We start from the raw sequence: 13,735 nt of genomic DNA, 5'->3' as shown, positions 1-13,735 counted from the left end.
GCGGTAGCCTGCCGGGGTGAGCGAGTCCCCAGCCACCCGGCCCACGAGCCCGGACGCCCTCCGCGTGGGCCACGTGCCCGGCGTCACCCTCACCAAGTGGCGCACCCGCTGGGACGAGCGTCTGGCCGCCCGGCTGGACGTCGTCGAGGTCACCGAGGCCGACCAGCGCCGCGTGCTCGTCGACGACGCGGTGGACCTGTGCTTCGTCCGGCTGCCCATCGACCGTGAGGGCCTGCACGCGATCCCGCTCTACGACGAGGTGACCGTGGCCTGGGTCTCCAAGGACCACCCGGTCGCCGCCTACGACGAGGTCACCCTCGCCGACCTCGCCGACGAAACCCTCCTCACCGACTTGGACGCCGTGGCCATCGACCGCGTCAACGCGGGTGCGGTGCTGCTGGTGCCGATGTCCGTGGCCCGCTCGGCGAGCCGCCGCGACCTCGTGCACCGGCCCGTGACCGACGCCGAGCCGACCTCGATCTCCCTGGCCTGGCGCACCGACAACGAGCACCCGCTGATCGACGAGTTCATCGGTATCGTTCGCGGGCGCACCGCGAACTCCTCGCGCACGCAGGCCGAGCGAGCGGCGAGCACTCCCAAGCCCAAGCCCCAGCGCTTGTCGAGCCCGGGCAAGCGGCCCGGGAACGCCCCGCGGCCCCCGAAGGTCAGGAAGAAGCGCCGCTGAGTTCGCGGATGAACCGCTGCACGGTCGCGGGCCACGGCTCGTCGGCGCCCTGCTCCAGCAGCCGGGCGTAGGTGGCGGCGATGTGTGCGCGGATCTCGGCGCCCGCCTCGAGGTCGGGGAACAGGCGGTCGGTGAAGGCCGCCACGTCGGCGGGGGAGACCTCGCTCGGCGTGATCCGGGTCATCGCGTACAGCGCGGCCGGCAGGCAGTTGACGCTGTGCTGCTTGATGAACAGCACCGACTCGGTGATGTCCACCGCGCCGTCGAACAGCTCGGTGGTGAGGGCCGAGCGGTCGGCGTCCGGGACGCCGAGTTCGGCGAACGCGCGCCGGTACTGCGTCCAGGCCAGCACCACGATCATCACGTGCAGGCTGGGCACGCACAGCAGGTGCGGGTCGAACAGGTGGATCGCCAGGAACCGCCCGCGGTAGTACCTCGGCCGCCGCGTCGTGGTCATGCCCGCGCGGTAGACCTCCGCGGCCTCGCGGTAGCAGCGGTCGATCAGGCCCAGGAACCGGACGCCGTGGGTGACGAACGCCCGCGGGCCGTGGTGGCGGGCGATCCAACCGAGGGGGCGGATCCAGAAGGAGATGAAGTCGAGGTAGGTCGCGATCCGCTCCGGCGTGAACGGGATCCGCGCGTCCAGCGGGTGGTCGACGTCGACCACGGGCACGCGGCGCAGGCCCAGCTTCACCGCGAACTGCAGGGCGAAGAAGTCCTTGAGCACCGTGCCGACGAACCGGGCCACGCCGAGGGCGGTCGCGGGGTGGCGCAGCGCGCGCAGGGCGATCGCGGGCACGGACTCGCGGCGGGTGGTGGCAAGGTCGGGCACGGCGTCCACCCTACGGTCGCCCGCCGGTGGCGGGCGGGGGCGTCCGGATCGGCCGCGTCACCCAGTGGTGCGCAGCACCCGCCAGCTGTAGAGGTGGTCGGCGCAGGTCTGCTCGAGGTGGGCGAGCGTGGGCCGCACCTCGACCCCGGACGCCTCGCGGGCCGGGTCGGCCAGCGCCCCGGCGACGTCGGTGATCGGGGCCGCCCGGTTGGCGTAGGCCAGCGACACGTGCGGGTGGAACGCGCCCCACTCGCGCGCGCCGAGGTGGCGGTCGACGGCGTCGCGCTGCCGCTGCACCAACGCGTCGAGCCAGTCGGCCCGCTGTGGCGGCAGCAGGACGCCCTCCGACCCGAGCAGCACCGTGTCGAAGTACAGCGACCCCGTCGGCGCCACGCCCTCGAACACGTCCGCGGCGACCGCGGCCGCGGCGTCCGGGTCGACCTCGTCGGTGAACCCGATCGGGGTGAGCGTGAGGTGCAGCCACGGCGGCGGGACGGCGTCCAGGGCCTCGACGCGGTCGATCGCGTGGCGCACCGGTGCGGTCGCGTGGGCCATCCCGGTGCCGTCGAACACGAGGTGGAAGGTGAGCTGGCGACGTCCGCCGGCCCAGTGGGAGCGGCGCGCCCAGTGGTCCTCGGTGTGGGTGACGCTGTCGCCGGTGACCAGGAACATCGCCCCAGTCTGGCACCGCAACCTTGCGTCTGCCCTTATCGTCGGGGGAAAGACTCGAGGAGGAGCCGTGGAGAAGCCGTTGGCAGCAGAGGGTCAGAGCCGGGGGATCGTCGAGCTGGTGCTCGTCCGCCACGGCGAGAGCGTGGGCAACGTCGCCGACCGCGAGGCCATCGCCGCGAAGGCGCACCGCCTCGACCTGGAGGCGCGCGACGCCGACGTCGAGCTGTCGGAGGAGGGCCAGAAGCAGGCCGACGCCCTCGGCGAGCACCTGGCTTCACTGCCCAAGGACCAGCGCCCCACCATCGTGGTCAGCTCGCCCTACCAGCGGGCCCGGTCGACCGCCGAGCGCGCGCTGGACGCGCTCGACCTCGAGGTCGTCATCGACGAGCGCATCCGCGAGCGCGAGCTGGGCATCTTCGACGGCGTCACTTGGTACGGCATCGAGGCCACGCACCCCGAGGAGTCCGCGCGCCGGGCCCGGGTGGGCAAGTTCTACTACCGGCCCCCGGGCGGGGAGAGCTGGGCCGACGTGATCCTGCGGGTGCGGTCGATCCTGGTCGAGCTGCAGGAGCGGTTCCACGGGGAGCGCGTGTGGCTGTTCAGCCACGAGGCGGTGATCCTGGCGTTCCGCTACGTGGTCGAGGGGCTGGACGAGAAGCGCGTGGTGGCCCTGCAGAAGGAGGAACCGCTCGCGAACTGCTCGATGACCCGCTACCGGGCCGTCGACGGCGCGCTGCAGCTGGTGCGCGCCGACGACACGCGCCCGGTCGAGGAGTCCGACGAGGCGCACGTCACCCACGAGACCGACGACGCGGCGGAGGACGCCGGGGCGGGGCAGGACACATGACCCGGCCCGGCGGCACGGTCATCACCCCGGCGGTCCTGCGCGAGTGGCCGCTGCCGGGGGTCGAGGGCGGCAAGGAGTCCCGCGGACGGGCCGTGGTCGTGGGCGGGTCGGTCCAGAACCCGGGTGCGCTCATCCTGGCTGCCGAGGCGTCCCTGCGGGCCGGGGCGGGCAAGTCGCAGGTCGTCGCGCCCGACCCCGTGGCCGTCCCGATCGGGGTCGCCATGCCCGAGGCACTGGTGCAGGGCGGGCCGGTGGCGGGGTCCGGCGACCTGGCGCCCGAGGCGTCCGGGTTCGTCGCGGAGCTGTGCCCCGAGGCCGAGGCCGTGCTCATCGGCCCCGGCCTGCTCGACCCGGCCGGCGCCGCCGACCTCGTCGCCGCGTGCGTGCCGCACGTCAGCACGGTGCTCGTGCTGGACGCCCTCGGCCTGACCTGGGTGACCCCCGACCCGTCCCGGGTGCGGGACTTCGCCGGGCGGTGCGTGCTGTCCCCGAACCTCGCCGAACTCGCCCTCGTCCTGGGCGAGGACGCCGACGCCGTCGAGGCCGACCAGGCCGGCGCCACCCTGCGCCTGGCCGCGGCCACGGGCGCCGTGGTCACGTCGGGCGGCACGACGACCTGGATCGCCACCCCCGAGGGCGCCCTCTGGCGCGCCGAGGACGGCGGCCCCGGCCTGGGCGTGAGCGGGTCGGGCGACGTGAAGGCCGGCATCGTCCTCGGGCTGTGCGCCCGCGGCGCCGACCCCGCGCAGGCGGCGGTGTGGGGCGCGTACCTGCATGGCGCCATCGGCGGACGCCTCGCGTCGCGGTACGGCCCCTACGGCTACCTGTCGCGGGAGCTCCCCGCCGAGATCCCGCAGGCGCTGCTCGAGGTCGCGCGCTGAGGGCGCCCCGGGGGGCGGTGGGTCCTCTCGCCTCCCGGCTCCGTGCCGCGACGGCCGGTGGCAGCGCATAGGGTGGACTCCCTCAGTACGCCGATCGGGGAGGAGCACGTCATGGAGCAGGACCGCCGCCCCGATCAGGCGGAGCTGCAGCGCATGCGGGAGTCCGTCGCCGCCAAGGGCGGCCACACGATGCTGCGCTCGGAGGTGCTCCGCTGGAACCGGCGCTGGTCGGCCGGCGACCTCGCGCTGCTGGAGCGCCACCTCGGCCGGGTGGGGGCGGTCCGCTTCCGCCGTGCCGCCGACGGCGAGTACGTGAGCTGCGTCGACCCCCAGAACCGCCTCGCGATGGTGATCGCGCCCGGCTACCTCGCCTTCCCGCGCCACTGGGTCAACGACGAGTGCGCGCCCGACTGGCCGGGCGTGGCGCTGTCGACCTTCGGGGTGCGGTCCGACCCGGTGGTGTCGACGGGTGCGGGTCGGGCCACGCGGGCGCCCAAGGCGCCGCGCGGGTCGACGACCCGACGCATCCCCGAGAAGGAGCCGGTGTTCTGCCCCCGATGCTTCCTGCAGCTGACCACCACCGGCACGTGCCCCAGCTGCGATTGATCTCCGCTCATGGGGCGCAGCGCCCGCGTCGGCCATGATGGGGGCATGACGATCCTCAAGATCAACGCGATCACGGTGCCCGCCGACAGCGGCGACGAACTGGCCCGCCGCTTCGCCCAGCGCGCCGGCGCCGTCGACGGCCAGGACGGCTTCGAGGGCTTCGAGCTGCTCAAGCCCCTGGACGCCGACCGCCACGTCTGGCTGGTGATGACCCGCTGGCGCGACGAGGAGTCCTTCCAGGGCTGGCTCAGCTCGCGCGACTTCACCGCCTCGCACGGTGGGCGCGACACCGAGGTCGCCCGCGAGCACCGTCACGGCGAGGCTCCGCCGGTCGACGCGCCGGCCGAGGGCGAGCGCCCCCAGCGACCGGTCGGCATGAGCGCCGAACTCTGGAGCTACGAGGTCGTCGACCTCACCTGAGTTCGCCCCCTGTCGAGCCGGCCTGGATCAGCCGACCCGGCGGGCCCGCAGCACGAGGTCCTCGAGGTGGTGCGCACCCGCCCCACCCTCGACGGACCGCTCGCGCACGGCGTCCGTCTCGACCGCCCAGCCGTCGCCGAGCACCGGCAGCACCGACGCCGGCGCGACCATCGCGGCGAAGTCGGGCCGGTGGCTCTCGCCGCTGTCGTCACCGTGGTGCCCGTGCCCCGGGCCGTGGTGGACCTCACCCTCCCGCGGCGGCGCGTGGTGCACGACCAGCAGGTGCCCGCCCGGGGCCACGAGGTCGGCGAGGGCGCGCTCGAAGGTGGCGTCCTCGGTGCGGGGGAGCGGCGGGTAGAGCACGGCGACGAGGTCGAACGAGCCCGGGGCCAGGTCGGCCTCGAGCAGCCCGCTCTTGGCCCACGTGGCCTCGACGCCCTGCTCGGCAGCCCACGCCCGGGCGCGGTCCAGGGCCACGCCTGAGATGTCCAGGCCGGTCACCGTCCACCCGCGCTGGGCGAGCCACACGGCGTCCGCGCCCTCGCCGCAGCCGACGTCCAGCACGGTGCCGGGTGCGAGGTCGGCGACCTCGGCCACCAGGGCCGGGTTGGGCCGGCCGCTCCACATCCGCTCCGACGAGGCGTACCGCTCGTCCCACTCCTGCTCGCTCACGGCCGCCAGCCTGCCACGCGCGGGGTGGGCCGGGGGCGTCCGGGCCGTTAGCGTGGGCACGTGCCGACCAGAACCCACACCGAGGACCTGCCGTGAAGGTGGTCGTGGTCGCCGACTCGCACGCCCCGCGCCGGTGGAAGGGCGTCCCGCACATCTTGGCCTTGGAGCTGGCCGACGCCGATCTCGTCCTCCACGCCGGCGACGTCTGCGTGCCGGAGGTGCTCGACGAGCTGGCCGCGTTCGCGCCGGTCAGGGCGGTCATGGGCAACAACGACGGCGAGGACGTCCGGGAGTGGGGCGCCACCGACGACCTCGAGCTCGACCTCGGCGGCGTCCGCGTGGCGATGCTGCACATCGCCGGGCCCAAGGACGGTCGGGGACGCCGCATGCGCAAGCGGTTCCCCGACGCCGACCTGGTCGTGTTCGGCCACTCCCACCAGCCGCTGGACGAGCTGCAGGACGGCGTCCACCTGCTCAACCCCGGGTCGGTGTCCGACCCACGCCGCGAATCGTTGCCGAGCTTCTCCGTCCTGACGATCGAGGCCGGACGCCCCAGCACCCGGCTGGTCTGGCTGCCGCGGTAGCCCTCAGGGCGGGTTCAGGCGCCCATCCCCGCGGGGCCGCCCGCCACCCACGTGCGGAGACGCCACAGCGCGTACTCGCCGTCGTCCTCGCCGAGGCGTGCGAACGGCGCGTGGGTCGCGGTGGGCAGCACCTCGTGCCAGACCGGGACGCCCGCCGCGGCCAGCTTGGCGGCGTACGGTTCGCTCGACCGGCGCAGGGAGTCGTGCCCGCACGTGAGCACGAACGTCGGTGGCAGCCCGGCCGGGTCGCCCAGGCCGGGGGAGACGTAGGGGTCGTCCCACGAGGCGTCCCCGGCCCAGTTGGCGAACATGCCCCCGATCAGGTCGTCGGTGAGCAGCTGCAGCGGCTCGAGCACGGCCGCGACCTCGGGGGACGCCGGCGGGAGCGTTCCCTCCAGCACCGGGTAGGCGAGCACCTGCGAGGCGGGCATCGGTCCGCCGGAGTCGCGCAGCCGCAGGATCGCGCTCGCGGCGAGGCAGGCCCCCGCGCTGGCCCCACCCAGGTGCAGCCGGGACGCCTCGACGCCCATCTCGTCGGCGTGGTCGACCGCCCAGTGCCAGGCGGTGAGGAGGTCGTCGAGGGGGAGCGGGTAGTGGACCCCGTTCAGGCACCACCGGTAGTCGACCGACAGCACCGGGATGCCGGCGGCCGCGGTCTCGATCGCGACGCGGTGCGCCTCGGGGGCCTCGAGGTCGCCCATGAGGAACGCGCCGCCGTGCGCCCAGACCAGCGCGGCCGTGGGTGGTGGGGAGCCCTGGGGCGGCAGGTAGAGCCGGGCCCTGAGGCGTCCGCCCTCGTCACTGACGATCTCGCGCGTGCTGACCCCGCCGAGGTGCGGCCGGTCGAGCAGGAGCCGTCGTTGCCACAGGCGGCTGTCGGGCATTCCTTGGGCGGCCTCCATGAAGCGGAGGGCGTCCCCGAACTCGGGGAGCGCCGCGCCCACGCGCTGGCGCATGAGGTCGAGCACCGGATCGCGCACGGGGGCGGGCAGGGTCTTCAGGCCGCGCAGCGTGTAGCCCAGGGCCGGGAACCTCCAGCGCCCCCGGGTGACCAGCATCGAGCGGGCCGCCGTCAACGTCCGTGTGACGGGGCCTTCCAAGGTGGCGGTCGACGTAGGGGCCATGTAAATCACCCTCTGCCCGGTGGTCTCGCCAGTATGCGCGCGGGATCCGGGCCGGTCAATGGGTTCGGCGGGGCATCCGCCGACAGCCTGCCTTCCCCGCGCCGACAGCCTGTGGTCCGGCCGCCCACAGCCTGCGGTCAGCGGGTGACCGGCACCAACTCGGACGCCTCGGCTCCGGCCAGCGCCCGCTCGGCCACCAGGAGCCGCCGCCGCTGGAGGAACCACGCGATCGTCAGCGGGATCAGCGCCCCGACCCAGGCCAGCGGCGCGGCGAGCGTGACGCCGAGGAAGCCGAGCTGGTCGACCAGCACCAGGCCGACGACGCCGCGGGCGATGAGCTCCATGACGCCGGCCAGCGTAGGCACCCAGGTGGCGCCCATGCCCTGCAGCGCCCCGCGCCACACGAACAACGCGGCCAGCACCCAGTAGAGCGAGCCGTTGATGATCAGGTACTCGTGCGCCATGGCGACCACGCGGTGCTCACCCGGGCCGACGAACAGCTGGGCGAGGTCGGTGCCGAACGCCACGATCGCGACGCTCATGGCCAGCGACAGCCCGATCGCCATGAGCGTGGCGCGCTGGACGCCGTGGCGGATCCGCCACCACTCCGCGGCGCCGCGGTTCTGGGCCACGTAGGTGCTGATCGCGACGCCGACCGAGGCCAGCGGGATCACGGCGACCTGGTCAACCCGCAGCGCGGCGGTGAAGGCGGCCACGGCGTCCGTGCCGAGGTGGTTGATGCCCACCTGCAGCAGGGCGGCGCCGATCGCGATCACCGACATCTGGAAGCCCATCGTGAGGCCGAGACGTGAGGCCTCGCCGAGTTCGAGGCGACCGACGCGCCAGTCCGCGCGGCGCAGGCGCAGCTCCGGGATGCGCATCCCGATGAGCGCGAGGCACAGCACCACCGAGATCCCCTGGGCCACCACCGTCGCGAGCGCCGCGCCCCCCACGCCGAGCTTGAACACGGCGATGAACAGCACCACGAGCCCGACGTTCAGGACGCTGGCGATGATGAGGAAGACCAGCGGCGTCCGGCTGTCGCCGAGCGCGCGGATCATCGAGCTGAGGAAGTTGAACGCCACCGTCGCGACGGCGCCGGCGAACAGGACGCCGAGGAAGGTCTGTGCGTCGTCCATGAGTTCGGCAGGGGTGCCGAGGAGGGTGAGTAAGGCCCCGGACCCGAAGATTCCGATCAGCGTGATCGCGGTGGCGATCGTGGCTGAGATGATCGCGCCGGCAGCGACGGCGCGGCGGGTGGCTCGCAGGTCGCCGCTGCCGAACGCGCGGGCGACGGGGATCCCCATGCCGGTTGAGGCGCCCATGGCGAACCCGAACAGAAGGAACTGGAGGCTGCCGGAGGCGCCGACGGCGGCGAGGGCGTCCACGCCGAGCATGCGGCCGACCACGAGGGTGTCGGCGACGGCGTAGAGCTGCTGGAAGAGGTTGCCGATGAGCAGCGGCAGGGTGAACAGGATGATGAGCTTGACCGGCGAGCCGGCGGTCAGGTTCTTGGTCATGACGGCTTTCCGGGCAGCGATAGGCGCTGCCAGAGGAGAAATGGAGTGCGGGCGCGAACGGCGCCACGGAAGCCTACAACCGCCGGGGTGCTCCCGGGCAGCGGGGTTGCCAAGGGTTGTCGCGCGGGGACGTGTCGCGCCGGGACGGCCCCGAGCATGCCTTCAGGGCGCCCCTGCCCGGCGACCGGGTGTGAGAGCGGGCAGTCAGGCGTGGATCAGTTCGATCCGGCACCGAATCCCCGGAGCGGCGGCCAACCGCCGGTCAGCTGTGACGTCAGCGCCGCCCCTACCCAGAAGACTCCGCACCTGCGGGGTCGACCGACCAGGGTGGGCGGGCCAAGAGTTGTCCACAGATTGGGGGACGGGTGGGGTCAGGGCGTCCCGTTGCGCACCATGCTGGTCCGCATGACCCTTGTGCTACCCACCCTTAGCCAGCGAGACGACGTCGAAGACGTCCTCTCGGAGATCCTTCGCCTCGGACGCCCTCGCCCCGGCACCACTCTCGTGGCGGTGATCGAACTCGCGACCGGGACCGTGCGGCACATCGACCACCTGCTGACCCCCGAACCCCTGCCCGACGACGCCTGTGACCTGGGCAGTGAGCTGGCGAGCCTGATGAGCCCCACCCTGTGCGGCTTGGCCCAAGCCGCAGTCCCGCCCCGCCCGTGGCAGGAGGGGTTCGGCTGGGCCGTCCCCGACCAGGAGCTGATCACGGTGGTGTGCCGTGAGGGCGAGCCCTTCCCGTCCCCCGTTGAGGAGCAGTTCTTCTGGGGCTGGCGCTACAGCAACCACCTGACGGCTGCATTCCACGGTGACGTGTACGTGGTGACGCCGACGGGGTGGGCCGGGTTGTTGGGCGGTGAGGGTGAGTGGCCGGCGCTCCCGCCGTTGGTCGAGGGGCCTGACATCGACCTGGTCCAATTCCCCGAGTTGGCCGAGCGTCGTGCACTCCTCGTCGATCCGATCGTGCGCGAGGCGGCAGCCATCCTTGCCGAGACCACCTTGACCGAGGCTGTTCCTGAGCGTGGCGAATGCATCATCTGCTACGGGTGGCGCCTGATGACCATGCTGGGGTGCGATCGCACGTTGCGGATCGCTCAGCGATTCCGGGACGTGGCGGCGCCCCGCGCGAAGAAGCTCGAGGCCACCTGGGCGCGTCGCGGCGTGACGTGCGACTGCCAACTGCTCGAGGCGCACGGCATTCCGCGCCACATCGTCGAAGAGGAGTACGCCGCCCGGGAGGCGGACCCCGACCGGCCCATCACCGCCTCGCCGCCCTGCCTCGGCGTGCGGAAGGGCTCGGCCCAACCGTGCGCCACATGGGTCGAGTTCCCTCGGTGATGGCGTGAGCCCTGCGCCCCGAGCACCAGTTCTTCGGGGGAGCGCTCTCTGGCAGGCTGAGCCGCATGGCTGAGCGTGTGATGTCGTTGGACGAATTGAACAGCGCCCTGCGAGACCTGCACGCCGATCTGCTGCGCGCAGAGGTCGCGTCGGCGGGGCTGATCGACGCCGTCCAGACGCAGCACCGGGAGAGCGCGCGCAACCTCATTCACTACGTGGCCGCGCGCCAGCACGATCTGCGCCCGCTGCAGGCGTCCTTGGCCGCCTACGGCCTGTCGAGCCTGGGTCGCATGGAGTCGATCGTCCGGCCTTGGATCGAGACCGTCATCGAAACCGTGGACGCCCTCGCCACCGGGCGCCCTCGCCACGGCATCTGGGGCGACCTCGACGGCGGCACCCGTTTGCTGCTGCGTAATCGCGACGACGTGCTGGGCGCCGTGCACGGCCACGACGACCGCATCACCCACATCATGGTCACCATGCCGTCGGAGGCCGCCGACGACCCCGGGCTCGTCCAGCGCATGGGGGCCGCCGGCATGGACGTCGCCCGCATCAACTGCGCCCACGACGGCCCCGCCGAATGGGCCCGCATGATCGCGGCGGTGCGCGCCCTGCCCGGTGGCGTCCGCGTGGCGATGGACCTGGGCGGCCCCAAGGTCCGCACCGGTCCGCTCGAGCAGGGGCCGAAAGTGGTCAAGGTGCGTCCGCAGCGCAACGACCGAGGTGAGGTCGAGCGCCCCGTGCGCGTCTTGCTGGCTGGGCTTGTCGATGCCCCGTTGGCTGAGCCTGTCGAAGCCGTCATCCCCGTGACCTGGGCCGAGCCTGCCGCAGCCCGGGGCGTCCGGGTGGGGGACGAGCTGCGCCTGACCGACGCCCGCGGGCGCGCACGTGAGCTGCGCGAGCTGACCGTCTCCGACGCGGGGGTGGTGGTGGGGTTCGACCGCACCACCTACTTCGAGACCGGCCTACAGATCGAAGGCCCGGACGCCGCGGCCACCGTCGGCGACCTGCCCGAGGTGCGGCAGCACCTGTTCGTGCGCGCGGGGGACGAACTGCGCCTGCAGCGCAGCCTCGAACCGCAGCCGGCGACGCAGGTCGGTCCGCACCGCATCGGGTGCACGCTGGAGGAGGTGTTCACCGACGCGCGGCCCGGCGAGCGCATCCTGTTCGACGACGGCAAGATCGCCGGGACCATCCGGGAGGTCACGCCCGACGAGCTCGTCGTCGACGTGGAGCGCGCCGGTGCGGGCATCAAACTGCGCGCTGAGAAGGGCATCAACCTCCCCGACACGACGCTGCGGATCCCGGCGCTCACGGCGTCCGACCGGGCGAACCTGCCGTTCGTGGCCGCCCACGCCGACCTGGTGAACCTGTCGTTCGTGCAGTCGCCGGCCGACGTGGCCGACCTGATCGCCGAGCTCGAGGCCCTCGACGCCACCGGCATCGGCATCACCCTGAAGATCGAGACCGGCCCGGCGTTCGAGGCGCTGCCGCAGATGCTGCTGGAGGCCATGCGCTGGGGCGACGTCGGCGTCATGATCGCTCGCGGCGACCTCGCTGTCGAGCTCGGGTTCGAGCGGCTGGCCGAGGTGCAGGAGGAGATCCTGTGGCTGTGCGAGGCCGCGCACGTGCCGGTGATCTGGGCGACGCAGGTGCTCGACACCTTGGCGCGCACGGGCCTGCCGTCGCGGTCCGAGGTCACCGACGCCGCGATGGGACGCCGTGCCGAGGCGGTCATGCTGAACAAGGGGCCTTTCATCGTGGAGGCCATCGAGGCGCTGGAATCGATCCTCGACCGCATGGGTGGGCACGTCGAGAAGAAGCGCTCGCTGCTACGGCCCCTGGCGTCCTTCGACCTGAAGGCCGACCGCTGAGAGGCGCTGCTCCAAGGCGTCGAGGATGAGGTCGAGCCCGATCACGAACTCGTCGGAGTGTGCGTAGTCGGGCCCGACCTGGGCCGCGATGAACGTGGCCAGGTGAGGGTAGTCGTCGGTGGGCAGTGCGAGGGCCTCCACGAACTCCTCCGCCGACTCGCCGGGCTCGAACGGCAGCGTCTGCTCGGTGAGGACGAAGCCGAACACGTAGGCGTCCAGCGCCGAGAACGCCGTGGCGGCCAGCGGGACCGGGAATCCCGCACCCAGCAGGCACCCCAGCACGGCGTCGTGGTTGCGCAGCGTGGCCGGGCCGGGGGAGCGGCGCGACTCGATGAGGCCCAGCCCCCACGGGTGGGCGGACAGGGTGGCACGGGCGTCCACCCAGCGCCGGGTCAGCGCTTCGCGCCACGGCAGGGACGGGTCGGGCAGGGGGATGCGGTCGAACACCCAATCGGCGAGCGCGTCGAGCAACGCCTCCTTGTCGGCCACGTGGTGGTACAGCGACATGGCCTCGACGCCGAGCTCGCGGGCCACCGTGCGCATGCTGACGCCGGTCAGGCCTGATATGTAGGGGTTTTTTGTCAAGTGGCAGGGTCAAGCGCCGCCAGAGTGGATCTCTGGCGGCGCTTGTTCGTTGGCTGGTCCGGGTGGGGTGGGCGGCGTGTCTGTCGACGCGTGTCAGTCTGATATGCGCGGGTTGGTACCGCATGACCCTGTTTCGGCGAGGACGTTCATGCTTGTCTGAGGTCGAGCGTGACCGGTGGGGTTGCTCACAGGCCAAGCGCTGGTCCGTCCTTCAACGCTGCAGCCAGTCCCGTGCGGGGCCGGCCAACGAAGACTGGTGGTCAGTCCATGGTGGCCAGGCTCCAGCACCATCCGGACAGCTCGCGGGCGATGGCGGTATTCGCGACCGTGTGGCGTTTCTTGCTGGCCATCAGGACCTGCCAACGGTGGTGCAGGCGACGGTTCCCGGCATCACCGCGGGCCGCGACCACGGCCGGGGCCAGCGCCCACCGGGCTTGCATCGTCTTCCCGGGCCGGTAGCTGGCCTTGTGGTGCCAGGCGGCTTCGATCAGCAAGCGGCGGGCGTGCTTGTTGCCGGTCTTGGTGATCGGCCCCAATGTTCGGGAACCTCCCGAGGAGTACTCCGAAGGGACCAAGCCCAGGTAGGCGGCGATGCTGCCACCGGTGAACCGTTCCCAGTCGCCGATCTCGACGGCCAGCGCGAACCCGGTCACGGTCGATACCCCGCGCAAGCAGCACAGTCGGCGTGTGGTCGCGGTGAACTCCGACTCAGCAGCAGCTGCCTCGATCTGGGCCTCCAGGCGCCGCTTGCGGGCCACGATGGTGGTGACCGCGTCGTAACCGGCATCGAACGCCGCTACCGTACCCGCCCCAGCGGCGGGCAACTGGTCGCGACGGATCCGACGCAGCCACGCATCATGGGCGCCGCTCCATGGGCTGCGGGATGGAATCCGGACCGCTTGATATTCATGTTTCAGGCTGCCTTGTTGGTTTCGTACCAGTCCTGCTCTGCTTCGTTCGGGGTGCGATATTGAAGCGCGGAATGCAACCGTTTCTGATTGTAACGCAACTCGATGTAGCGTGCAATATCCCGGATAGCATGCCGCCGAGTCGGATACACGGTCCGATGAACCCGCTCCACTTTCAAGGTCG

16 protein-coding genes are annotated in these 13,735 nt (G+C 72.4%); 8 read left to right on the top strand and 8 right to left on the bottom strand.

What is annotated here, in order from left to right; all coding sequences use genetic code 11:
- Positions 1-16: 16 nt before the first annotated feature.
- Positions 17-685 (top strand): LysR substrate-binding domain-containing protein, encoded by a 669-nt coding sequence (locus tag H5397_RS13565; protein WP_182818081.1) that lies wholly within the window; start codon positions 17-19, stop codon positions 683-685.
- Here H5397_RS13565 and H5397_RS13560 read toward each other — a convergent pair.
- Both H5397_RS13560 and H5397_RS13555 read right to left on the bottom strand, forming a co-directional pair.
- On the bottom strand, positions 666-1,517 hold the full coding sequence (locus H5397_RS13560; RefSeq protein ID WP_182818080.1) for a hypothetical protein: 852 nt from the start codon (positions 1,515-1,517) through the stop codon (positions 666-668). The two genes, H5397_RS13565 and H5397_RS13560, sit on opposite strands and share 20 nt — an antisense overlap.
- 57 nt (positions 1,518-1,574) lie before the next feature.
- Positions 1,575-2,189 carry a 2'-5' RNA ligase family protein gene (locus H5397_RS13555; RefSeq protein ID WP_182818079.1) on the bottom strand — a complete coding sequence of 205 codons (615 nt, stop codon included), beginning with the start codon at positions 2,187-2,189 and terminating at the stop codon, positions 1,575-1,577.
- Between the two features lie 67 nt (positions 2,190-2,256).
- Here H5397_RS13555 and H5397_RS13550 point away from each other — a divergent pair, with 67 nt between their 5' ends.
- The 4 genes from H5397_RS13550 (at position 2,257) to H5397_RS13535 (ending at position 4,943) form a co-directional block, all read left to right on the top strand.
- Entirely contained in the window at positions 2,257-3,036 is a 780-nt protein-coding gene (locus H5397_RS13550; protein ID WP_220492284.1) for a histidine phosphatase family protein, read from the top strand.
- Entirely contained in the window at positions 3,033-3,917 is an 885-nt protein-coding gene (locus H5397_RS13545; protein WP_182818078.1) for an NAD(P)H-hydrate dehydratase, read from the top strand. Before H5397_RS13550 ends, H5397_RS13545 begins: the two co-directional genes overlap by 4 nt.
- Positions 3,918-4,028: 111 nt before the next feature.
- Positions 4,029-4,523, top strand: a complete 495-nt coding sequence (locus H5397_RS13540; RefSeq protein WP_182818077.1) for a hypothetical protein — start codon at positions 4,029-4,031, stop codon at positions 4,521-4,523.
- A gap of 45 nt (positions 4,524-4,568) precedes the next feature.
- Entirely contained in the window at positions 4,569-4,943 is a 375-nt protein-coding gene (locus H5397_RS13535; protein ID WP_182818076.1) for an antibiotic biosynthesis monooxygenase, read from the top strand.
- Between the two features lie 27 nt (positions 4,944-4,970).
- On the opposite strand, the gene H5397_RS13530 is transcribed toward H5397_RS13535, so the two are convergent.
- A complete protein-coding gene (locus tag H5397_RS13530; protein WP_220492283.1) occupies positions 4,971-5,615 on the bottom strand; it encodes a bifunctional 2-polyprenyl-6-hydroxyphenol methylase/3-demethylubiquinol 3-O-methyltransferase UbiG in 645 nt (214 codons plus the stop codon).
- 92 nt (positions 5,616-5,707) lie between these two features.
- Here H5397_RS13530 and H5397_RS13525 point away from each other — a divergent pair, with 92 nt between their 5' ends.
- On the top strand, positions 5,708-6,199 hold the full coding sequence (locus H5397_RS13525; protein ID WP_182818075.1) for a metallophosphoesterase family protein: 492 nt from the start codon (positions 5,708-5,710) through the stop codon (positions 6,197-6,199).
- Between the two features lie 14 nt (positions 6,200-6,213).
- On the opposite strand, the gene H5397_RS13520 is transcribed toward H5397_RS13525, so the two are convergent.
- Together H5397_RS13520 and H5397_RS13515 are read right to left on the bottom strand one after the other, a co-directional pair.
- Positions 6,214-7,323, bottom strand: a complete 1,110-nt coding sequence (locus tag H5397_RS13520) for an alpha/beta hydrolase (RefSeq protein ID WP_182818073.1) — start codon at positions 7,321-7,323, stop codon at positions 6,214-6,216.
- 137 nt (positions 7,324-7,460) lie between these two features.
- Entirely contained in the window at positions 7,461-8,843 is a 1,383-nt protein-coding gene (locus tag H5397_RS13515) for an MATE family efflux transporter (protein WP_182818072.1), read from the bottom strand.
- 510 nt (positions 8,844-9,353) lie between these two features.
- On the opposite strand from H5397_RS13515, the gene H5397_RS18920 reads away from it, so the two are divergent.
- On the top strand, positions 9,354-10,184 hold the full coding sequence (locus tag H5397_RS18920) for a DUF2695 domain-containing protein (RefSeq protein WP_182818071.1): 831 nt from the start codon (positions 9,354-9,356) through the stop codon (positions 10,182-10,184).
- Positions 10,185-10,249: 65 nt separating this feature from the next.
- Positions 10,250-12,058, top strand: a complete 1,809-nt coding sequence (locus tag H5397_RS13505) for a pyruvate kinase (RefSeq protein ID WP_220492282.1) — start codon at positions 10,250-10,252, stop codon at positions 12,056-12,058.
- On the opposite strand, the gene H5397_RS13500 is transcribed toward H5397_RS13505, so the two are convergent.
- From H5397_RS13500 to H5397_RS13490, 3 genes are all read right to left on the bottom strand, one after another.
- Entirely contained in the window at positions 12,017-12,643 is a 627-nt protein-coding gene (locus H5397_RS13500) for a TetR/AcrR family transcriptional regulator (RefSeq protein ID WP_375539452.1), read from the bottom strand. The two genes, H5397_RS13505 and H5397_RS13500, sit on opposite strands and share 42 nt — an antisense overlap.
- Positions 12,644-12,903: 260 nt before the next feature.
- Positions 12,904-13,467: a transposase gene (locus H5397_RS13495; RefSeq protein ID WP_182818069.1), complete on the bottom strand. Its 564-nt coding sequence runs from the start codon at positions 13,465-13,467 to the stop codon at positions 12,904-12,906.
- A gap of 89 nt (positions 13,468-13,556) precedes the next feature.
- Complete coding sequence (locus H5397_RS13490; protein ID WP_375539454.1) at positions 13,557-13,724, bottom strand: IS3 family transposase; 168 nt, start codon at positions 13,722-13,724, stop codon at positions 13,557-13,559.
- Positions 13,725-13,735 lie beyond the last annotated feature (11 nt).

The sequence above is a fragment of the Propioniciclava sp. MC1683 genome (genome assembly GCF_014164675.1).
GTDB lineage: Bacteria > Actinomycetota > Actinomycetes > Propionibacteriales > Propionibacteriaceae > Propioniciclava.
This window is presented reverse-complemented; position numbering and strand designations above follow the sequence as displayed.